The 21,998-nt window shown below is 55.8% G+C and carries 20 protein-coding genes and 1 riboswitch; of the genes, 6 read left to right on the top strand and 14 right to left on the bottom strand.

Annotation, left to right across the window (positions count from 1 at the left end):
• Positions 1-3: 3 nt before the first annotated feature.
• The gene (locus tag MFP24_RS01060; protein ID WP_249228744.1) at positions 4-1,458 is read right to left on the bottom strand and encodes a DASS family sodium-coupled anion symporter; all 1,455 of its coding nucleotides are present in this window, start codon (positions 1,456-1,458) and stop codon (positions 4-6) included.
• A 291-nt stretch (positions 1,459-1,749) separates the two neighbouring features.
• Between MFP24_RS01060 and MFP24_RS01055 the strand changes: the two genes are divergently transcribed.
• Complete coding sequence (locus MFP24_RS01055) at positions 1,750-3,396, top strand: Na/Pi cotransporter family protein (protein WP_249228745.1); 1,647 nt, start codon at positions 1,750-1,752, stop codon at positions 3,394-3,396.
• 109 nt (positions 3,397-3,505) lie between these two features.
• On the opposite strand, the gene fucO is transcribed toward MFP24_RS01055, so the two are convergent.
• The 6 genes from fucO to lysC all read right to left on the bottom strand — a co-directional run bounded on the left by fucO (position 3,506) and on the right by lysC (position 11,068).
• Positions 3,506-4,654: a lactaldehyde reductase gene (fucO, locus tag MFP24_RS01050; RefSeq protein WP_249228746.1), complete on the bottom strand. Its 1,149-nt coding sequence runs from the start codon at positions 4,652-4,654 to the stop codon at positions 3,506-3,508.
• A gap of 68 nt (positions 4,655-4,722) precedes the next feature.
• Positions 4,723-5,724: an ABC transporter permease gene (locus tag MFP24_RS01045; RefSeq protein WP_249228747.1), complete on the bottom strand. Its 1,002-nt coding sequence runs from the start codon at positions 5,722-5,724 to the stop codon at positions 4,723-4,725.
• Positions 5,721-6,722: an ABC transporter permease gene (locus MFP24_RS01040; RefSeq protein ID WP_249228748.1), complete on the bottom strand. Its 1,002-nt coding sequence runs from the start codon at positions 6,720-6,722 to the stop codon at positions 5,721-5,723. Before MFP24_RS01040 ends, MFP24_RS01045 begins: the two co-directional genes overlap by 4 nt.
• Positions 6,722-8,233, bottom strand: coding sequence for a sugar ABC transporter ATP-binding protein (locus MFP24_RS01035; protein WP_249228749.1), 1,512 nt, complete (start codon positions 8,231-8,233; stop codon positions 6,722-6,724). Before MFP24_RS01035 ends, MFP24_RS01040 begins: the two co-directional genes overlap by 1 nt.
• 82 nt (positions 8,234-8,315) lie before the next feature.
• Entirely contained in the window at positions 8,316-9,308 is a 993-nt protein-coding gene (rhaS, locus tag MFP24_RS01030) for a rhamnose ABC transporter substrate-binding protein (RefSeq protein WP_249228750.1), read from the bottom strand.
• A 383-nt stretch (positions 9,309-9,691) separates the two neighbouring features.
• A complete protein-coding gene (lysC, locus tag MFP24_RS01025) occupies positions 9,692-11,068 on the bottom strand; it encodes a lysine-sensitive aspartokinase 3 (RefSeq protein WP_249228751.1) in 1,377 nt (458 codons plus the stop codon).
• A 121-nt stretch (positions 11,069-11,189) separates the two neighbouring features.
• Positions 11,190-11,382, bottom strand: a riboswitch (Lysine riboswitch).
• A gap of 172 nt (positions 11,383-11,554) precedes the next feature.
• On the opposite strand from lysC, the gene pgi reads away from it, so the two are divergent.
• Positions 11,555-13,204, top strand: coding sequence for a glucose-6-phosphate isomerase (gene pgi / locus MFP24_RS01020; protein ID WP_249228752.1), 1,650 nt, complete (start codon positions 11,555-11,557; stop codon positions 13,202-13,204).
• A gap of 244 nt (positions 13,205-13,448) precedes the next feature.
• On the opposite strand, the gene MFP24_RS01015 is transcribed toward pgi, so the two are convergent.
• Complete coding sequence (locus MFP24_RS01015) at positions 13,449-14,879, bottom strand: capsule assembly Wzi family protein (RefSeq protein ID WP_249228753.1); 1,431 nt, start codon at positions 14,877-14,879, stop codon at positions 13,449-13,451.
• A 441-nt stretch (positions 14,880-15,320) separates the two neighbouring features.
• Here MFP24_RS01015 and MFP24_RS01010 point away from each other — a divergent pair, with 441 nt between their 5' ends.
• Positions 15,321-15,665: a DUF4156 domain-containing protein gene (locus MFP24_RS01010; protein WP_249228754.1), complete on the top strand. Its 345-nt coding sequence runs from the start codon at positions 15,321-15,323 to the stop codon at positions 15,663-15,665.
• Positions 15,666-15,716: 51 nt separating this feature from the next.
• On the opposite strand, the gene epmB is transcribed toward MFP24_RS01010, so the two are convergent.
• The gene (gene epmB / locus MFP24_RS01005) at positions 15,717-16,751 is read right to left on the bottom strand and encodes an EF-P beta-lysylation protein EpmB (RefSeq protein ID WP_249228755.1); all 1,035 of its coding nucleotides are present in this window, start codon (positions 16,749-16,751) and stop codon (positions 15,717-15,719) included.
• A 38-nt stretch (positions 16,752-16,789) separates the two neighbouring features.
• Here epmB and efp point away from each other — a divergent pair, with 38 nt between their 5' ends.
• From efp to MFP24_RS00990, 3 genes are all read left to right on the top strand, one after another.
• Complete coding sequence (gene efp, locus MFP24_RS01000) at positions 16,790-17,356, top strand: elongation factor P (protein ID WP_249228756.1); 567 nt, start codon at positions 16,790-16,792, stop codon at positions 17,354-17,356.
• Positions 17,357-17,520: 164 nt separating this feature from the next.
• Positions 17,521-17,652, top strand: a complete 132-nt coding sequence (locus tag MFP24_RS00995) for an entericidin A/B family lipoprotein (RefSeq protein ID WP_009111250.1) — start codon at positions 17,521-17,523, stop codon at positions 17,650-17,652.
• A gap of 105 nt (positions 17,653-17,757) precedes the next feature.
• Entirely contained in the window at positions 17,758-18,108 is a 351-nt protein-coding gene (locus tag MFP24_RS00990; protein WP_136168259.1) for a DMT family protein, read from the top strand.
• 44 nt (positions 18,109-18,152) lie between these two features.
• On the opposite strand, the gene frdD is transcribed toward MFP24_RS00990, so the two are convergent.
• From frdD to MFP24_RS00965, 5 genes are all read right to left on the bottom strand, one after another.
• Positions 18,153-18,509, bottom strand: a complete 357-nt coding sequence (gene frdD, locus MFP24_RS00985; RefSeq protein WP_249228757.1) for a fumarate reductase subunit FrdD — start codon at positions 18,507-18,509, stop codon at positions 18,153-18,155.
• 14 nt (positions 18,510-18,523) lie between these two features.
• Complete coding sequence (gene frdC, locus MFP24_RS00980; protein WP_009111252.1) at positions 18,524-18,919, bottom strand: fumarate reductase subunit FrdC; 396 nt, start codon at positions 18,917-18,919, stop codon at positions 18,524-18,526.
• 13 nt (positions 18,920-18,932) lie between these two features.
• Positions 18,933-19,670, bottom strand: coding sequence for a succinate dehydrogenase/fumarate reductase iron-sulfur subunit (locus tag MFP24_RS00975; RefSeq protein ID WP_136168235.1), 738 nt, complete (start codon positions 19,668-19,670; stop codon positions 18,933-18,935).
• Positions 19,663-21,459 carry a fumarate reductase (quinol) flavoprotein subunit gene (frdA, locus tag MFP24_RS00970; RefSeq protein ID WP_249228758.1) on the bottom strand — a complete coding sequence of 599 codons (1,797 nt, stop codon included), beginning with the start codon at positions 21,457-21,459 and terminating at the stop codon, positions 19,663-19,665. Before frdA ends, MFP24_RS00975 begins: the two co-directional genes overlap by 8 nt.
• 346 nt (positions 21,460-21,805) lie before the next feature.
• Positions 21,806-21,998 (bottom strand): hypothetical protein (locus MFP24_RS00965; RefSeq protein WP_249228759.1); only part of this gene is annotated, 193 nt, incomplete at its 5' end.

Raw genomic sequence — 21,998 nt, 5'->3', positions numbered from 1 at the left:
AAATCAGTACAAACCAATCGCTTTCCACCACAGCAGGCCCGCCGACATAAATACCGCCTGATTAACCAGGCTGACGACAAAGCCGGTTCGCCACCATACGGCCGTCGGCACATATCCGGCGCCGAACAGAATCGGTCCGCGGGCGTGCGTATATTGCGTCAGCGAGCAATACAGGCTGCTGGTGAAAGCCAGCATAAATGCCATCGGCACCGCGGGAATATTCAGGTTAATCCCCACGCCGAGGAACACCGCGAACAGCGCCGCGATTTGCGCGTTGCCGCTGGCGAAGAAGTAGTGGGTGTAGAAGTAGGCCGCATTGAGCAACAGCAGCACCAGCACCCAGCTGGTGCCCTGCATCATATGGCCGATGCTGTTGCCGATCAGATCGCCGAACCAGGTGGTGAAGCCGAGTTTTTTCAACTGGTTGGCCATCATCAGCAGCGCGGCGAACCAGATAAGCGTATCCCAGGCGCCTTTTTCGCTTTTGACGTCTTCCCAGCTTAAGACGCCGGTCAGCAGCAGGAACGACAGGCCGACGAAAGAGGCGGTGGTGGCGTCAACGCCTAACCGATCGCCAAAAATCCACAGCACCAGCAGCAGGATCACCGTCACGGCCATCAGCCATTCGCCGCGGCTCATGCGGCCCATTTTTTCCAGTTCGCTGACCGCCAGTTTGGGCGCGTCCGGCGTATGGCGGATTTCCGGCTTGGTCAGCCAGTAAACAAACAGCGGAACGATGGTCAAGGAGATTAAGCAAGGAACCAGCGCGGCGAGGAACCAGCTGCCCCAGGTGATGGTCACCCCGGCGTTGGCCGCCAGTTTTACCGCCAGCAGGTTGCCTGTATAGGCGGTCATAAACATCGAGGCGGTGACATCGTTAACGTTACCGATGCAGGTGATCAGGAAGGTGCCGATTTTACTGCGCGAGGCATCGTCCGGCCTGGAGTCAAAGCTGCGCGACAGCGAGTCGGCGATCGGATAAATAATACCGCCGCAGCGCGCGGTGTTGCTCGGCATCGCCGGCGAGAGCACCAGGTCGGCAAACGCCAGTCCGTAAGCCAGCCCAAGCGTGCGTTTGCCCAACAGGCGGATCATCTGTAACGCGATGCGACGCCCCAGCCCGGTCTTGATAAAGCCGCGGGCGATCATAAACGCCACCACTATCAGCCAGATCAGGGAACTGTTGAGATCGCTGAGCGCCGTTTGTATTGAGCCGCTGGCGGTGGCATCGCCCGCGGCGTAGGTCAGGGCGAAGAGGGTAATACTGATAATACCGATAGCCCCTATCGGGAGTACGTTCGCCACAATACAGATAATGGTGGCGACGAAAATCACGGCGGAATGCCAGGCGGCCTGGCTGAGTCCGGTGGGGGGCGTTAGCTGCCAGAGAATGCTGGCGATAATAAGAATAATCACTAGCGGGAGCCAATTAAGGCCGTACGACGTTTTGGTCCTCATCCCTTTTCCTTACTGCATTACATGTCTGAAGAATTACTTAACCTATAATTTAGATTGTCTACAGGTCGCAAAAAGGATATCCCGATATCGTGGGGCTGTGAGAGAAAATCGGGAGGATTATTGATTTGAAAGCGTTTTTTTAAATATTGTTAGTTAATTAGCTATCCGTACTGAATCCAGTCAGCCTGTTTTTTCATAGGGAAAGCGCTTTTCAGCCACAGCGGGAAACATCTGGTAATCTAATGGCTACTGAATAATCAATCTCACATTTGTTTTAGGGAAATTAACGTAGTGTTAACTTTGCTGCATTTACTTTCGGCGATTGCCTTGCTGGTGTGGGGAACGCACATTGTGCGCACCGGCATCATGCGCGTTTACGGCGCCAGCCTACGGCGCATTCTTAGCGACAGCGTGGACAAGAAACCCTGGGCTTTTGTCGCCGGGATTGGCGTTACGGCGCTGGTGCAAAGCAGCAATGCCACCGCGCTGCTGACCACGTCCTTTGTTTCTCAGCGCCTGGTGGCGCTGGCGCCGGCGTTGGTGATTATTCTCGGCGCCGACGTCGGCACCGCGCTGATGGTGCGCATACTGACGTTCGATCTCTCCTGGCTCTCTCCGCTGCTGATTTTTCTGGGGGTGATCTTCTTTCTCAGCCGCAAGCAGACGCGCATCGGCCAGATCGGCCGGGTGGCTATCGGCCTGGGGCTGATCCTGCTGGCGTTGGAAATGATCGTGGCGGCGGCCACGCCGATCACCCAGACCGCCGGCGTGAAAGTGCTGTTCTCTTCACTGACCGGCGACATCATGCTTGATGCGCTGGTCGGCGCGCTGTTCGCCGTGGTGAGTTATTCCAGCCTGGCGGCGGTACTGCTGACCGCGACTCTGACGGCCAGCGGGGTGATTTCTCTGGAAGTGGCGATGTGCCTGGTGATTGGCGCCAATCTGGGCAGCGGGCTATTGACGATAATCAGCGCCAGCGCGCAGAACGCCGCCGGCCGGCGCGTGGCTCTCGGCAGCATGCTATTCAAGCTGATGGGCTGCCTGGTGGTCTTGCCGATGGTGGAGATACTTTCCCGCTGGCTGGCCCGGCTGCCGCTGAGTTCGGAAGAGCTGGTGATTTATTTTCATCTTTTTTACAACCTGATCCGCTGCCTGTTGCTGATCCCGTTCGCTGAGGTGGTGGCGCGGCTGTCCTGCGCCATGATTGCCGACTCGCCCGAGGTGGACATGCAGATGAAGCCGCGGCACCTGGATACCAGCGCGCTGGATACGCCGGCATTGGCTTTGACCAACGCCGCGCGGGAAACCTTGCGCATTGGGGATGTGGTGGAACAGATGCTGCGCCTGTACCGCGACGTTATGCAGGGCGACCATATGCAGCGGCGGGAGGTGCGCCGGCTGGATGACGACGTCGACGTGCTGTATACCGCGATTAAGCTCTATCTGGCGCAAATACCGAAAGAGAGTCTCGACGAGCGCGATTCCCGGCGCTGGGCGGAAGTGATCGAAGTGGCGCTGAATCTGGAACAGGCGGGGGATATTATTGAGCGCATGGCGGACGACGTCGCCAATACCTCCTCGACCATTCGCCGCGCGTTTTCCGCTCAGGGACTGACGGAGTTAAATCATCTGCACGAGCAGCTGATGTCGAATCTGCGCCTTGGCCTGTCGGTATTTCTTTCCGAAGATATCACCAGCGCGAAACGGTTACGCCGCGCCAAACATCGCTTCCGTATTCTCAACCGGCGCTACGCCCACGCCCACGTCGATCGGCTGCATCAGCAGAATGTGCAGAGTCTGGAAACCAGCTCCCTGCATCTGGGACTGTTGGGGGATATGAACCGGCTGAATTCGCTGTTTTGTTCGGTGGCCTACAACGTATTGATCACCCAGCAGGAGGGGGAAGACGAGCGGGAAGAGTCGCCGTTGACGCTGTGAGCGTGGGGGAGGCGTTCCCCCACCGTGGTTTATATCATCGCGGTTGCCGGCCCCGCCTGGCGCGATATCGATGATGCGCCGCCGGAAATCTTGCTGCCGGCCCGGCGCTTTATAGCGCCTCCAGGTAGAGTTCGCGCACCTCTTCGCGGGAGGCGGTGCGCGGGTTGCATGGCGCGCAGGGGTCTGCCAGCGCTTTATCCAGCCACCCTTCGATATCGTCCGCGGTAATGCCCAACTGGCGGAAACCGGACGGGATACCCACGCGGGCGGAGAGCGCGCGGATGGCCTCAATCGCTTGCAGGCTGGCTTGTTCTTCACTCATTCCCTGCGCATTCACTCCCATCGCTTCGGCTATGCGCGCAAAACGCGCCACCGCCTGCGGACGGTTGAACGCCTCGACGATCGGCAGCAGAATGGCGTTACAGGTGCCGTGGGGGAGGTCGTGCGTGGCGCCTGGCTGGTGCGCCAGGGCATGGACCAGGCCAAGACCGGCGCTGTTAAACGCCATCCCCGCTAAATACTGGCCGTAAGCCATCATTTCGCGCGCTTTAAGGTCGCGGCCGTTGTCGACGGCCGCGGGCAGCCAATGGCTAATCAGGCGGATGGCTTCCAGGGCGGACGCATCCGTCAGCGGGTGCGCGCCGACGGAAACGTAGGCTTCAATCGCGTGGGTCAACGCATCCATCCCGGTTGCCGCGGTAACATCCGGCGGAATACCCAGCATCACCTGCGGATCGTCAACGGCGATATCCGGGATAATGTTCGGGTCAATGATCACTTCTTTCACCCGGCGCACGCTGTCGATAATCACGGCGTTGCTGGTCATTTCGGCAGCGGTGCCCGCCGTGGTGTTAATCGCCACCAAAGGCGCGCCGGCATTGATGACTTTGCCGACCCCGGAGTAAGCGGTGGATGGCCCCGGATTGGCGCTAAGGATTTTGATCGCCTTGGCGGTATCAATCGGACTGCCGCCGCCGAAGGCGATGATATAGCTGCAATCGGCGCTCCGGTAAGCCGCCAATCCCCGCTGTACCAGTTCTTCCGTCGGGTTGGGGAAGACGCTGTCGAACAGGGTATATGGGAGTCGGGCTTTATCAAGGGCGTCGAATAGGCTGCTCAGCAACCCCAGCTTTACCAGTTGCCCGTCGGTGACGATCAGCGCCTTGCCCCATTGCTTGCCGGCAAGCAGCTTAACCATATCGTCGATGGCGCCTGCGCCGTGCAGGCTGATTTTGGGTAGAGCCAACATAAAACTCATGGTTACATTCTCCTTAAACATGTTAATGCGGTTCCGGCGATGGCGCGGTGCGTCACCGCCGGCGGTATTCAGCGTCTTCCCTGAATCAGCCGGCGCGTAATAATGGGGAGTGAAATCACCGCAATCAGCATCAGACCGACGATAATCGACATCACAATTCCCGGCACGTTCAGCAGGCTAAGGCCGAAGGTCACCAGCCCCATCAGGAAGGCGGCGATAATCACCCCGATCATGCTGCCCGATCCGCCCAGAATGTTGACGCCGCCCAGCACCGCCATGGTGATGATGCTCAACTCCCAGCCCAGCGCGATCGTGGGGCGCGTGCTGCCAAGACGCGAAGTCAGCAGCACCGAGGCCAGACCGGCCATCAGCCCCACCAGGGTGAACAAAATCAGATTGTGGCGTTTCACATTGACCCCGGAATACCAGGCGCCGGTCGGGTTATTGCCGATAGCATAGGTACGGCGGCCGAAGTTGGTTTTGTGCAGCAGGAAGGCGAACAGCGCAGCGAGCACCATAAACAGCGCAAACTCGAACGATAGCGCGCCGTAGACATAGCCCTGCCCGAACCAGGCGAAGCCGTCCGGGTAATGGTTAAGCGCCCGATCGCCAAGCAAGATATAGGTGATGCCGCGATAAAGACTCATGGTGCCGATGGTGATGACGATCGACGACAGGTTAAAGCGGGTTACAAGCAGGCCGTTGAACAGGCCGCATAGCATCCCGACGCCCAGCCCGATGCAGACCAGCAGCGGCGTATCTACGCCCGCCTGCGCGCAGAACCCCATCACCGTAGAGCTGAGCGCAATGGTTGACGCCACGGACAGATCTATCTCTCTGGCGATAATCAGCATGGCCATCGGCAGCACGATGATCGCTTTCTCGGTGAAGTTAAAGGTGGCGTCCGACAGGTTCCAGATATTCAGAAAGTAGGGGGTGGCCAGCGCGTTGGCGGTAAATACCGCCAGCGTGACCGCCAGCAGAAAACCTTCCCAGCACAGCAGACGCCGGAAGAAAGCGGCGGCGCATGGCGCTGCGCCGGCGCGGTCGGAAAGCGGCGTCTTATTCATGGCTTCACCGCCTGTTTTGCCCTGGCAAGCGCCGCGTCGCGCAGGATCAGGCGACCCGGGCGCTTATTGCCGCGTTCGTTCAACAATACGGCGATCACGATTACCGCGCCGGAAATCGCCATCTGCCAGAAAGGCGAGATGCCGATCACCGGCAGCGCGTTGTTAATCACGCCGAGAAACAGCGCGCCGAACAGACAGCCCCACACGCGGCCGATTCCGCCCATGGTGCTGATACCGCCGATCACGCAGGCGGCGACGATTTGCAGTTCAAAGCCATTGGCGACGTCGACATACGCCACCGCGAAGCGGGAGATCCACAAATACCCGCAGAAGCCCGCCAGCGCGCCGGACAGGCTGAAACTGACAAACTGCATTTTTCCGGCGTTGATGCCGGTGTAATACGCCGCGGTGGCGTTGCCTCCGGCGGTATACATCGCCCTTCCGGTGCGGCTGTAGCGCAGGAAATAGCCTACCAGCAGCAGCGCGGCAATGGCGCACCAGCTCAGCAGCGGCAGGCCGAGGAATACCATCCGCGGCACGGCGAGAAAATTTGCGCTCATCTGATGGGCGTTTACCCAGCCGCCATTGGAAAGCAGAAAAATAATACCGCGATAAATGCTCATGGTGCCGAGGGTGACCACGATCGCCGGGATACCGAGTTTCCAGACCAGTAAGCCGTTGATAATGCCCATTACCAGCCCGAGCAGCGTGGCGATCGCCAGCAATATGGCCACCGGAATTTCCGGATGATGAAAGTTGAGCAGCGCCACAATCATACCGGTGAGCGCCAGATTGGCGGCCATGGAGAGGTCGATGCCTTTGGTCAGCAGCACCATCATCTGGCCGAGCGCGAGGATTATCAGGATCGCGGTGTCGTTGAACATCTCGACCAGATTGCCGGGACGTAAGAAAGAGGGCGCGCGGCTACCGATCGCCAGCAGCATCAGCACAATCACGCCCGCCAGCAAAGCCTCGCGATGTTTCAGCAGTTTTTGCATTACGCCGCCTCCTTGCCGGCGCCGCTGGCGGCGCTGACGATGGTTTCGGCGCTGGCTTCATTTTTGCCATATTCCGCCGCCATCAACCCTTCGTGCATTACGATGATGCGGTCGGCCATGCCCATCACTTCCGGCAATTCCGAGGAGACCATAATCACCGCCAGCCCCTGGCTGACCAACTCGGCCATCAGCTGGTGTACGGCCGCCTTAGAGCCGATATCAATGCCTTTGGTCGGTTCGTCGAGAATGATGACCGTCGGATGCGTGGCCAGCCATTTGGCGATCACCACTTTCTGCTGATTACCGCCAGAGAGGGTTTCCACCGTCTGCCGCCAGCTAAACGCTTTCACCTGCAGCCTGCGGGCATAGTCATCCGCCAGCGCCCATTCACGCGCATCGTTGAGAACGCCGCGTGGGTTAAGCCGGCTTAACTGCGGCAGGCTGATGTTCCGGCAAATGGACAATTCGATAATCGCCCCCTGTCTCTGCCGCTCTTCGGGCACGCAGACAATTCCTGCGTTGATGGCGTCGGCGGGCTGGCTGAAACGCATCGCCTTGCCGTTAAGAATAATTTCACCGTGAGACGGGGCGGAAATGCCGGAAAGCGTCTGCATCAGTTCGGTTCGTCCCGCCCCGACCAGACCGTAAAAGCCCAGAATTTCGCCTTTGCGCAGCCTGAAATTGATATGAGCGAACTCCGTCGGATGACAAAGATCCTTTACTTCCAGCACCGTTTTACCGGGTGAAGCGGTAACGTGCGGGTAGGTATGCGCCACGTTGCGCCCCACCATCATGGTAACCATCCGCTCTTCCGTGATATCGCTTATCTGGCCGGAGTCAACGTATACGCCGTCACGCAGAATGGTGTAATGGTCGGCAATCGCAAAGATTTCATCGAACTTGTGAGAAATAAACAGAATCGCCTTTTCTTCGCGTTTGAGACGCTCGACGATTTGGTAAAACTCCGTAATCTCATGCTGCGACAGCGCGGCGGTCGGCTCATCCAGAATAACCACCTGCGCTTCAAAGGAGAGGGCGCGGGCAATGGCGACCATATGGCGCTGCGCGATGCTGAGGGTTTTCAGCATCGCATGCGGGTCTATTTGTACTTCGAGACGAGCCAGGATTTCCCGCGATCGCCGATGCATAGCGGGCCAATCGAGCCTTTTCAGCCATCCGCGATACAGATAGTGGCCGGCAAAAATATTCTCGGCGACCGTCAACTCATCGAACAGCACGGTTTCCTGATGAATGGCGGTGATGCCGATTTTGTGCGCGGCTTCCGGGGTGGGCAAGGCGATGGGGATCGCTTTGTAGAGTAACTCCCCTTCGTCCGGTTGATAAATGCCGGTCATGACTTTAACCAGCGTCGATTTCCCGGCGCCGTTTTCGCCAATCAGGGCGGTGACTTTTCCGGGCCAAAGGTCGAGTTGAACATTTTCAAGCGCGCGAACGCCGGGGAATACCTTGCTGATCCCCCGCAGCGAGAGCAATGGTGTGGACACTATCATCGTTAAATTCTCCAATTAATTCAGCAAGATGGTTTTTTCCATCGCTCCAGGCCCTCTCTTGGCGGAAAGGGCTTGGGAGCCATCAGAAAATTTTGGAAAATTTATCGATATTGCCGGCATCGTAGGTGAAGGGTTCCGCCATCGCCCCGTTGCCGTCGGCATCCAGTTTCACTTTGCCCAGTTTACCCATGCTGGCCTCCGTCTTGGTGGCGGTTCCCTTGACTAAATCATTGGCGAGGTAGGTTGCGGCGTAACCCAGATCAATCGGGTTCCAGATGGCGAAACTTTTCGTCGCGCCGGATTTCACCGCCCCCGCCATTTCCGACGGCAACCCCAGCCCGGTAACGTAAACCTGACCGATTTTCCCCTGATCTTTTACCGCTTGCGCGGCGGCGACAATACCGACCGATGAAGGCGAAATAATGACTTTCAGGTTCGGGTAAGACTTTAATAGGCCGACGGTTTCGCGGTAGCTTTTATCCGAGAGATCGTCGCCGTAGGCGACGGCGACCAGATTGACGGACGGGTAGGTCGGCAGCGCCTTTTTCATCTCCTCAATCCAGATATTCTGGTTTGTGGAGGTGGGCGTGGCGCTGAGAATGGCCGCATCCCCTTTGTCCACGTTGAGCGCCTTGAGCGCATCGGCGGCAAGTTTTACGTTGGTTTCGCCAATCAGCGTGTTATTGGAGGGATTAAGGTGGATCTGACGCCCCTCTTTCGCCACTCCGGAATCCCACGACACCACCTTGATGCCGCGCTGCATCGCTTTTTTCAGCACCGGCACCACCGCATCCGGATCGTTTGCCGAGATGGCGATGGCGTCCACGCCCTGGGCAATCAGCCCGTTCAATACTTCGATCTGGGCTTCGGCGGTCGTGGTGGTCGGGCCGGTGTAGATGACTTTTACATCGCCCAATTCTTTGGCCGCTTCCTGCGCCCCCACGTTGGCGGCTTCAAAAAATCCATTACCCAGGGATTTCGCCACCAGGGCGATTTTCACTTCAGCATAAACGGAACCGGACAGCGCCAGTGCGGCTGCGGCGAGCGTACAACCTAAAATAGTTTCTATTTTCATTGCTTGTACTCCATGAGTGAGTGACTCAGTTTGCAGGTGACAGCAACTTTCTTTATGAATAATTTGGCAACGCAAGCTGTTTGTATGACGCCATCGTCGACGGCAACGCGATGGCGCAGAGCCATAATGGAGACCTGGTATGACCCAGTATCGATTAGTCTAAGAAGAATCCTTCCTGGTCACCTTTACGTTATGGACACTTCTCAGACGTGACTGGCAGAAAGACAAAGGAGAGCATGAGCGATCTCACAAAATGCACTATTCAGCGTTGTCCGCTGCCAGTGCGTCAGGAAGGAGAACGGCTTCTGCGGATGGGCGATGGAGGATAAGGAAGTACCGATATCAGGCACGGCGGCGCCTGATATCGGGAAAGAGAAGGGGACTTACTCGAACAGGCTGCGGTGCAGCGTTTGCACCACGCGCTCGGCGTCATCGCCGGGCACCAGGAAACAGAGGTTATTGCTGCTGGCGCCGTAGCAAATCAGACGGATGCTGAACGGCTCCAGCACGCCGAACACCTCTTTGCCCACGCCGCAGGCCTGGGACAGCTTGTTGCCGATTAACGCCACCAGCGACAGATTTTCCTCTACTTCTACCCGGCACAGCGAGGAGAGTTCGGTCAGCAGGGCGCTGGACAGCAGGCTGCCGCCGGTCGAGGTGGAACCGGTGGTATCCAGCGTCAGCGCCACGTTCACTTCCGACGTGGTGATCAAATCAACGGAGATATTGTGACGGGCGAGAATGCTGAACACCTCGGCCAGAAAGCCGCGCGCATGCAGCATATTGAGGCTGTGCAGGGTGAGCAGCGTTTGCTTGCGGCGCAGCGCCAAGGCGCGGAATAACGGCGGGTTTTCCGTTTTATTGCACACCAGGGTACCGCCGGCGGCGGGATCCTTGCTGGAGCCGACAAACACCGGAATTCCACTGCGCACGGCGGGCAATAACGTTGCCGGATGCAGCACTTTCGCGCCGAACGTCGCCATTTCGGCCGCTTCTTCAAACATAATCTGGTCGATGCGTTTGGCCGCCGGCACCACGCGCGGATCGGTGGTATAGATACCGGGCACGTCGGTCCAGATATCGATGCGGCCGGCATGCAGCGCTTCACCCAGCAGCGCGGCGGTATAATCGCTGCCGCCGCGGCCCAGCGTGGTCGTCCGCCCTTTCTCTTCGCTGCCGATAAAGCCCTGGGTAATGATTAATCCTTTCTCCAGCCTGGGCTGCAGCTGGCTGCGGGTCAGTTCTCCCAGGGCGCGGCAATCGGGTTCCGCGCGGCCGAAATGGTCGTCGGTACGCATGATTTTACGCACGTCGAACCACTCGGCGATCACGTCGCGCTGGCGCAGGACTTCGACAAACAGCAGCGTGGACATCAGTTCGCCGTGGCTGACCAGCTCATCCGTCAGCGCGGTTGAGGTCGCCAGCGCGGCGGCTTCGGACAGGGTGGTGACGTTATCCAGCATGCGGTCGATTTCATCGCCGATCACCGCCGGATTTTCCAGCCGGTCTATAATGGCGTACTGGATGTTGCGGATCTGCTTCAGAAGCTGGGCGCGCCGTTCCTGCTCCGGCCCTTCGGCCAGGGCGACCAGTAAATTGGTGACGCCGGCGGAGGCCGACAGTACCACCACCCGCACATCAGGATTGGACAGAACAACGTCGGCGCTGTGGTTCATGGCGTCAAAGTCGGCCACGCTGGTGCCGCCAAATTTGGCGATAACCACCGATTGCGTTTTTGCGGAAATTTCAGTTACGGACATTTCAAAAAAACCTCGTGCAGGAAGCTATTGTTTTTTGTGTTACAACAGCGGTCTATTAATCAGCCTTGGCACAAGGAAAGAGCGGTAAGCAGGGAGCAGGCGTAGAAAGCTAAACTACGATACACCCAGAAGCGCTCCACCTTGCCGAACGCCCCTTGGGGCGAACCGGGTGACAACCCAGGGGATTCAGCCCCTGCGGTCGATGCGGTCAATACCGTGTTTCACCGCACCTCGGCGCCGCTCCCCCTCGGATATCGTCAGTGGACCACGGATCCTACGATATCTTACCTGGGCGGCGCGCCTCTTCTGGCTTGCGCGCTGGAAGCGCAAGTACGCTGTTAGAAATAACGGGTTATCCCGCCGCTGTCAATAATCAAACGGCGTGGGGAGGCGCATTTATCAAGAAAAGGGATCTCAAGGGGCGATTTACGGGATACAATCGATTCAGCAACTTTTGATTTCACTTTCGGAGAGAAAAACATTGTTATGAAAAATATCAATCCAAGCCAAACCGCCGCGTGGCAAGCACTACAACAACACTTCGATGCGATGAAGGATGTGCAAATCAAAGATTTGTTTGCCCAGGACAAGCAGCGTTTTGAACGTTTCTCCGCCACCTTTGACGAGCAGATACTGGTGGATTATTCCAAAAACCGCATCACGACCGAAACGCAGGAGAAATTGCAGGCGCTGGCGCGGGAAACCGATTTGGCCGGGGCGATCAAATCCATGTTCGCCGGCGAAAAAATCAACCGCACCGAAGGCCGGGCGGTGCTGCACGTCGCCCTGCGCAACCGCAGCAACACGCCTATTCTGGTCGATGGCAAAGACGTTATGCCGGAGGTGAATGCCGTTCTGGCGAAAATGAAAGACTTCAGCGAGCGCATCATCGGCGGCGAGTGGAAAGGCTATACCGGCAAGGCGATCACCGATGTGGTCAATATCGGCATCGGCGGTTCCGACCTGGGCCCGTATATGGTGACGGAAGCGCTGAAACCGTATAAAAATCACCTAAATATGCATTTTGTGTCCAACGTTGACGGAACGCATATCGCGGAAACGCTAAAGCCGCTTAATCCTGAAACCACGCTGTTCCTGGTGGCCTCCAAAACCTTCACCACTCAGGAAACGATGACCAACGCCCATAGCGCCCGCGACTGGTTCCTGAAAGCGGCGCAGGATGAAAAGCACGTGGCGAAACACTTTGCGGCGTTGTCTACCAATGCCAAAGCCGTCGGCGATTTTGGCATTGATACCAACAATATGTTCGAGTTCTGGGATTGGGTCGGCGGGCGTTATTCCCTGTGGTCGGCGATTGGTTTATCGATCATTCTTTCGCTGGGATTCGAGAATTTTGAGCAACTGCTTAGCGGCGCTCATGCGATGGACAAACACTTCGCTGCCACGCCGGCGGAGCAAAACCTGCCGGTGCTGCTGGCGCTGATCGGCATCTGGTACAACAATTTCTTCGGCGCGGAAACGGAAGCCATTCTGCCGTACGATCAGTATATGCATCGTTTTGCCGCCTATTTCCAGCAGGGGAATATGGAGTCCAACGGCAAATATGTCGATCGCAACGGCAATCCGGTCGATTATCAGACCGGGCCGATTATCTGGGGCGAACCGGGAACCAACGGTCAGCATGCGTTTTATCAGCTGATTCATCAGGGCACCAAACTGGTTCCCTGTGATTTCATCGCCCCGGCGATAAGCCACAATCCGCTAAGCGACCACCACAGTAAGCTGCTGTCCAACTTCTTCGCCCAGACGGAGGCGCTGGCGTTCGGCAAAAGCCGCGACGTGGTGGAAGCCGAGTTTGCCGCCGCCGGTAAATCGGCGCAGGACGTCGAACATGTGGCGCCTTTTAAAGTGTTCGAAGGCAACCGCCCGACCAACTCGATTCTGCTGCGTGAGATTACCCCTTACAGCCTGGGGGCCCTGATCGCCCTGTATGAGCACAAAATCTTTACTCAGGGGGCGATCCTGAATATTTTCACCTTTGACCAGTGGGGCGTGGAGTTGGGTAAACAGCTGGCGAATCGCATTCTGCCTGAACTGGAGGACGCGAAAGCGATCGCCAGCCATGATAGCTCGACCAACGGCTTGATCAATCGCTTCAAACAGTGGCGCGCTTAAGCGGTAATCCATAATGAAAAAAGGCGGGTAATCCCGCCTTTTTGAGGTTGCCGACAAACCCCTCACCTCCACCGTCATCCTCGCGAAAGCGGGGATCTGTTTTCAGCTAATGCATTGATATCAGCAAGATTCCTGCCTACGCAGGAATGACGGATTTGGAGTCGCTATTACCAATAGCTACTTTATCAATGGTCTGAAAAGGCGGGTAATCCCGCCTTTTTTATCTTTTGCCGTCGCGTAACGATTAAAGATTAATCGGTATTTCCACGCCCAGCCCGGCGCCGAAGTCGTCGCTGACGCTGTTATCGCTATCGGTGTACCACAGGCTGGTATCAAACTTCACTTTTGACTGGAAGTCATAGCCCCAGCCCAGTTCAATGCCTTTCAGCGTATCCGAGCGCGGGAAGGCTTTATTGATGGTCTGATCGCCCGGGTTGACCTTGGCGTAGGTTAAACGGGTGCTCCAGCGTTGCCCGTCATCCAGCGCCAGCTCCACTTTCCCGGACAGAATGCGTCCGTCGCCGCCCATGGCGTGGCCCAAAGGATAGCCCTGCTGGTAGTAGCCGTCTCGGTAGATATGGTGAGTGTAAATCGTACCGGTAGTGGACTCGTTGGAGCGGGTGTTGGCTCCTTCAATATACCAGTTGATGGTGGAGGTGCCCCATTCGGGGTGGCCTTCCAGACCAACCAGGTAGGTATTTTTCGACGGCAGCAATCCCGCTTCATCTTCGCCGACCAACTGGCCGTACAGGCTGACGGGCAGGCCGGTCAACGGCTGTAATTTCAGTTTGAAATCAAAGCCGGCCAGCTGGTTGCCGGGTTCGTTGTTTGTCCCGGTATTGTCCTTCCCTGCCAGACCATCCCAGAATGAATCCCACGACTGCGGACGGCCTTCGCCTCCCCACATCATGATGCGCGACGCGCCCAGTTCAACAAAGTTGGTGGGCATAAACGTCAGGCGTCCGCCGATAAGTTTGGTTTCAGGCACCGCGTAATACTGTTCGAGCTGGCCGGCGGAAATCTGATACTGCCAACGGCCGATCCAGGAAAGCCACGGCGTTTCAAAAGGGGATTGATCGGCGCGCTGCAACATAAAACCGGTTACCGGACGGGCTGAATCAGAGCGGATCAGGCTGCCTTCATAGCCCGGCCCCCACCATTGGGACACTTTCCCGAATGAGAGCCATTGGTTGAAAATCTTGACGGCGCCGTAGGAGCCATCCACGTTCCAGCGGGATTGATCCGCAATACGCTGGTTGCCTTCAACGGTTCCTTTAAGGTTTACGTCCCAGAATTCATCGCTGGCCCCGGCGGCCACGGAAAGGGCGTGATCGCTGGCGTGGGTGCTGCCAAAGCCCTGCGGCAGGCCGGGTTTATCGGTCGAGGTATAGCCGGTAACGCGCAGATTGGATTTCAGCGAACTCACGCGTTGTTCAACCCGGCTGATAACATTCTTTTCAGTGTCGGTCACCGGCTTTGCCTGGGAAAGAACGGATTCTATTTCTTCCTGACTTAACGGCCAGGTGGAGAGGCTGACGTTAATTACGCCTCGGTCCGAAAGCCAGGCGAGATCGTTACGCAGAGTATTATCCGGGGCAATCAGGCCGGCAGCCTGACTGGCTGACACACACAAAAACATGCCGCTGGCTGCCAGTAAGATTTTCTTGGTGAGCATACTGTTGGTTTCCTTCATGACACTACGTTGTCTTTCTACTTTTCGTTTTATCCAATATTAAACGAAGACGGGGTTAACGCCATAGTTTTGCAGTTGCGAATATATATACAACAGGCAGGTACAGCTAAAATGAACAATGATGAGAGTAGTACATAGAGTACAATGATTGAAATGATTGATGCGAACATAAATTGCGTAATGGTTCTTTTCGGATAAAACCGAAGGCGTTATTTCGCAATCGGATATACGGCGCACGCTATCCCTTTGAGCGTTTTTTATTTAATATCATAATGTTGCAGGTTAAATTATTTTCTTCGGCTTTAGGGTATAGAATATCGGATGAGGTTGTGGCATTAAACGCCGCGGGAACGGTCGGATTTTTTCGCATTGCAGGATGATGGCTCCCGCCGTATTTTATTTTCAATATCATGGAGGGGAAAAATGCGGATGCGCATATTATTCGGTATCTCTGCCGCGCTGTTGCTGGCAGGGTGCGGCACCACCAATCAACTCAGCTCCGCGGGGCAAGCCGTCGAGTTTACCGACACGCAACCCGGCAGCGAATGCCAATTACTCGGTCAGGTTAGCGGCACCCAGTCCAACTGGCTATCCGGCAATCATAGCGACGGCAGCTCCATGCGCGGCGCGGCGAATGATTTACGCAATAAGGCGGCGGCGCTGGGCGGTAATACCATTTATGGCGCCACCAGCCCGAGTGAAACCTTCTGGTCCAGTTTCGCGCCGCTGGACAGCAAGATGGTGGGCGGCGTTTACAAGTGCCCGTAAGCCGCGCTTGACATGAATATTACCTCCGGCGAATGAAAAACTTTCGCCGGTCTATTCCTGACTTTGCTTCAGTCCCAAATCCAACGGCGTTTTACTGGCTTCCCCGCCGATTTCCCGCGCCAGCCGCGGAACCAGATAGCCGGAAACCTTTTTCAACAGCGCCTTGACCAGCGTACGCGCCTCATCATCGTCAACCAGAAAATGGGCGGCTCCCTGAACTTTATCCAGTACGTGGAGATAGTAAGGAAGAATACCGGCATCAAACAGGGCGTTACTCAAGTTTGCCAGCGTATCGGCATTGTCGTTAACGCCGCGCAACAGCACGCTCTGATTGAGCAAAGTGACGCCCGCACGGCGTAACCGCGCCATACTTTGGGTGAAATCGGCATCGATCTCCTGCGCATGGTTGATGTGCGTGACCAGCACCACCTGAAGCGTGCTGCGTGATAGCCGCTGGCACAGGGCGTCGGTAATGCGTGCGGGAATGACCACGGGCAAGCGGCTGTGGATGCGCAGCCGTTTCAGATGGGGAATGGCTTCCAGCTCGGTTATCAGCCAGTCAAGCTCATGGTCTTTGGCCATCAGGGGATCGCCGCCGGAAAAAATGATTTCATCCAGTTGGCGATGCCGGCGGATATAGTCCAGCGCCAGGCGCCAGTTGGCTTTGTTCCCCTGGTTTTCCTGATAGGGAAAATGCCGGCGGAAACAGTAGCGGCAGTTAACCGCACAGCCGCCTTTCACCAGCAGCAGCGCCCGGTTGTGGTACTTGTGCAGCAACCCCGGCACCACGCTGTGCTGTTCATCAAGCGGGTCGAGGCTAAAACCCGGCGCCGCAACAAACTCTTCGCGCGCGGTTAAAATCTGTAGCAGCAGCGGGTCACTGGCATTTCCCTTTTGCATCCGCGCCACAAAGGAGCGCGGCACGCGCAGCGGGAAAAGTTCGCGGGCGCCATATCCCTGCCGCAGCTCGGCATGGTGATTTAACGCCAGAAGTTGCAGTAATTCGTCGGGATCGGTAATTACGTCCGCAAGTTGCTGCAACCAATCTTCTCTGGAAGGTATATTTAGGGTTACAATGTGTGCCATTTTTTGGCTTAGTACCGTATCAAATGTAGAGGGCCTTTATGGCGACTTATTTTAGCAACGATTTCCGTTCCGGTCTTAAAATCATGTTCGAAGGCGAGCCTTACGCCGTCGAATCAAGTGAGTTCGTTAAACCGGGTAAAGGCCAGGCTTTCGCGCGCGTGAAAATGCGTCGTTTACTGACCGGTAAACTGATTGAAAAAACATTCAAATCCACCGACTCCGCCGAAGGCGCCGACGTTATGGATATGAACCTGACCTACCTGTACAACGACGGCGAGTTCTGGCATTTCATGAATAATGAAACGTTCGAACAGCTGGCGGCCGACGAGAAAGCCGTTGGCGATAACGCCAAATGGCTGCTCGATCAGGCCGAATGCATCGTCACGCTGTGGAACGGTCAACCCATCACCGTGACGCCGCCGAACTTCGTGGAGCTGGAAATCGTCGATACCGATCCGGGTCTGAAAGGCGATACCGCCGGTACGGGCGGCAAACCGGCGACGCTGAGCACCGGCGCGGTAGTAAAAGTGCCGCTATTTGTGCAGATTGGCGAGGTGATCAAAGTCGACACCCGTTCCGGCGAGTACGTTTCCCGCGTTAAATAATCCATTCTTTTAAAAAGCCGCCGCCGCTATTAATGCGTTATGGCGGTTTTTTTTCGCCATAACATGGGCGCGCGCTCCATTAAGCATGAAAAGTGGTGCCAACCGGCCAATATTGACTACGCTTAAAGAGACGCTTTTTCCTAATCACCAAGAAGGAATCACCCATGTTGAAGAAAAGTCTTGTCGCTATTTTCTCTGTGTTAATTCTATCCGCCGTAGTGGGGTGTAATACCACCCGCGGTGTGGGGCAGGATGTTGAGGCAGGCGGTGAAGCAATACAGCGCAGCGCGCAGTAAGCGATAGCAGTTGCAATAAATGTTTTCAATATGAGGGAAGCGCTGCAATGGCGTTTTCCTTTGCACGACGACATAATATGGCGGTGGATAAAATGGAGAAAAATGATGCCGCCGTTAGTCATCACCCTGTGCATGCTGACCCTCAGTAATGTGTTTATGACGTTTGCCTGGTATGGACATCTACGTTACTTCAGCGGTCGTACCTGGCTGATTGCCGCATTGGTCAGTTGGGGGATCGCATTATTTGAGTATTTATTACAGGTTCCCGCTAATCGGATCGGTTATCAGGTTGCTTCGGCGGGGCAACTTAAAATATTGCAGGAAGTCATCAGTCTTAGCGTCTTTATTCCCTTTTCCATGATTATTTTAAAAGAACCTTTCCGCACGGATTATATTTGGGCGGGGCTGTGCTTATTGGGCGCGGTATTCTTTATGTTCCGCGATAAGATTATGTAAAAAAAACGGCCTGCGCAGGCAGGCCGTTAACGGTGGACGGCAATTTACAGCGTGACGACGCCGATAATGGTGACGACGCTCAAAATGGCCGACAGGCCGTAGAAAACCCATTTCCCGGCGGGAACGTGGATTTTCAGATCGTGCATGGCGTGGTGGATACGGTGCAAACCACACCATATCGGCAGAATAATCATCAGCAGCAGAAATACGCGGCCGATAAAACTCTGGCTGAAAGCCAGGATACGCTCATAGCTCAGCGCATCCGGAAACAGATCCAAAGGCAGCAGAATACCGACCAGCAGAATGATCACCGGGGAGAAAAAGGCGGTCCACATGCCACCGGCGCCGAATAATGCCCAGAACGGCGGTTCATCGGAACGTTTTGGCGTTTGATTAATCACGTTATTCCTCCTGATCAGAATAGTAAGGCGATGGCCAGAACGGCCAGCGTTACTACAATGGTGACTGCCCAAAGCCCTTTGATAATCGGCTCCGGTCCCATTTTCTCATCTTTCACCACGATAATGGAGGCTTTGGGGGCCAGCTCAAACCAGGTTTTGGTATGCAGCACGGCGGCCAGCAAAGCGATGATGTTGATGAGCAGCACCAGTGGATTCTGCAAGAATCCGAGGAAGCTTTCCCAGCCTTCCGGACCGTTCTTCAGAGAGAACACGCCGCATAACAGTAAGATGCTGAACCAGACGGCCGGCACGGCCGTCCCTTCACGTAACATATAAAAGCGGTAGAACCCCAGCTTTTGCCACCAGGTCGGCGACATGCCGCGGACATACGCTTTGCGTTTGGATGTCATTATTGTCCCTCCCTTATTGTGGTTTAAGCGTGGCGATCATGAAGTCCTTCATGCTTTCAACCTTGCCTTGCTGAATGGCGGCGGCAGGATCGACATGCTTAGGACACACCTCAGAGCAGTAACCCACAAAAGTACAGCTCCACACCCCGTTATTGCCGTTAAGCTGCGGCATACGCTGTTTCTTGCCGCGATCGCGGTTATCCAGGTTGTAGCGGTGAGCCAGCGTGATGGCGGCCGGGCCGATAAACTCGGGATTCAGACCAAACTGCGGGCAGGCGGCATAGCACAGACCACAGTTGATACAGCCGGAGAACTGATGGTATTTCGCCATTTGGGCCGGGGTTTGCTTGTTGGTGCCATCCGCAGGTTTACGATCGTTGCCGATGATGTAAGGCTTGATGGCTTCCAGGCTCTCGATAAAGTGGGTCATGTCGACCACCAGGTCGCGCTCGACGGGGAAATTGCCCAGCGCTTCAACCTTCAAGCCGTTCTGATAATCGCGCAGGAACGTTTTACAGGCCAGTTTCGGGACATTGTTCACCATCATGCCGCATGAACCACAGATCGCCATACGGCAGGACCAGCGGTAGGAGAGGTCGGCGGCCAGGTTATCTTTGATATAACCCAGCGCATCCAGTAAGGACGTCTGCTTATTGTATGGAACCTCAAACGTCTCAAAATAGGGCGCGCTGTCCTTTTCAGGGTTATAGCGCATGACTTCCATTTTCAGGATTTGCATCTCTTCAGCCATTCGCCTGCTCCTTCTTGCTTTTATCCTGAGCATCTCCTTCGGCGCCGTAAACGCGTTTGGCCGGAGGAAGTTTGGTGATTTTCACGTCGCTGTACTCCAGACGCGGCGCACCTTCAGGGTTATAAAAAGCCAGCGTATGCTTCAGGAAGTTAACGTCATCACGCTCGGTGCAGCCTTCATCCAGACGCTGATGAGCGCCGCGGGATTCTCTACGGTTGATGGCCGAGTGCGCCATACATTCCGCCACATCCAGACTGTGACCCAGCTCGATGGCATAGAGCAGGTCGGTGTTGAACACGCTGGAATGGTCGGTGATTTTTACCCGTTTGAAGCGTTCCTGTAGCTCGGTGATTTTATCCACGGTTTTTTGCATCAGGTCCGTGGTGCGGTAAATACCGCAGCCTTCTTCCATCGACAGACCCAGTTCGTCGCGGATTTTCGACCAGCTTTCGGTGCCTTCCTGCGCCAGCAGGTCATGCAGGCGTTGCTCGATGTCGCGGGTTTGCGCATCCAGCGCGCCGCCGTTGGCCGGCGCGGCTGCCGCGGAACGCTGTGCGGCGTGTTCGCCGGCAATACGGCCGAATACCACCAGCTCAGCCAGAGAGTTGGAACCCAGACGGTTGGCGCCATGCAGGCCGACGGACGAACATTCGCCGACGGCGAACAGACCTTTGATGCGGGTTTCGCAATTCGGGTCGGTTTCGATGCCGCCCATGGTGTAATGCGCGGTAGGGCGAATCGGAATCGGCTCTTTAACCGGGTCGACGTCGACGTAGGCTTTTGCCAGTTCACAGATGAACGGCAGGCGTTCTTTGAGCTTTTTCTCGCCGAGGTGGCGCAGATCGAGGTAGACCACATCGCCCAGCGGGGTGGAGATGGTCCGTCCGGCGCGCCATTCGTGCCAGAAAGCCTGAGACACCTTGTCGCGCGGTCCCAGTTCCATATATTTGTTTTTCGGCTCGCCGAGCGGCGTTTCCGGACCCATGCCGTAATCCTGCAGATAACGGTAGCCGTCTTTGTTGACCATGATGCCGCCTTCGCCGCGGCAGCCTTCGGTCATCAAAATACCGGACCCCGGCAGGCCGGTCGGGTGATACTGTACGAATTCCATATCGCGCAGCGGTACGCCGTGACGGAACGCAATACCCATACCGTCGCCGGTAACGATGCCGCCGTTGGTGTTGTAGCGGTAGACGCGACCGGCACCGCCGGTGGCGATAACCACGGCGTTCGCCCGGATCTGCACCAGTGAGCCTTCCATCATATTGATGGCGACCACGCCGCGGGCCTGACCGTCATCCACCAGAACGTCCAGCACGAAATGTTCGTCGAAGCGTTGGATTTGCGGGTATTTGAGGGAGGTTTGGAACAGGGTGTGCAGCATGTGGAAGCCGGTTTTGTCGGCGGCAAACCAGGTGCGTTCTATTTTCATCCCGCCGAAGCGGCGAACGTTAACAGAACCATCGGGTTTGCGGCTCCACGGGCAGCCCCACTGTTCCATCTGGATCATTTCTTCCGGGCAGTGCTTGACGAAGTTTTCGACAACATCCTGTTCGCACAGCCAGTCGCCACCGGAAACGGTGTCGTTGAAATGATAATCAAAGCTATCGTGGTCCTGAGTGACCGCTGCTGATCCGCCTTCTGCCGCCACAGTATGGCTACGCATGGGGTAGACTTTCGAGATCAGCGCAATTTTCAGTTGGGGATTAGCTTCGGCGGCGGCAATTGCCGCGCGTAAGCCAGCGCCCCCGGCCCCGATAATGGCCAAATCGGCATTAAAGGTTTGCACTGCATTCCTCCAGTTACTTAAGTTATTTAAGTTAAAATAAGAAAATAATCTCTATTCATTTCGGTCTTTATATATCTGCTTAATCATTAGTACATTAAACGCTATAAAAAAATGATTTTTGGGACGTATTAAGAATAGATAAACCTCTATTTTTTGTGTGGAAATGATTATAGCGAATTAAAAGATGGTGAAATTTGATGTGATCCAGCATTTTGCAGTTTTTTCACAGTGTACTGAGATAACTTATAAAAACGTGATCGAACGACTTATTTCCGCCGAAATAACGCTTTTATTTCTTTAATAACTCTTTTGCGGACGATATAAGAAAATGTTCCACTGGATATAATTACGGCGGTCTGTCCTGCCCGCCGCCCTGCGGGTCGTCACTTTGTGACGTTGAAAAACGCTCCCGGCCTGAGGAATCCCCACAAATATTAAAGAGGCAGGAACATTCATGGCATTCAACGATCTGATAAATCGCCAAATTCAAAAGGTCGGAGAACACCATGAATGCCTGCTCATTATTACACGACGTTATC

Source organism: Brenneria tiliae, assembly GCF_023347575.1.
Taxonomy (GTDB): Bacteria; Pseudomonadota; Gammaproteobacteria; order Enterobacterales; family Enterobacteriaceae; genus Brenneria; species Brenneria corticis.
The sequence above is the reverse complement of the archived record's forward strand: the minus strand, read 5'-3'. Positions and strand labels throughout refer to the sequence as shown.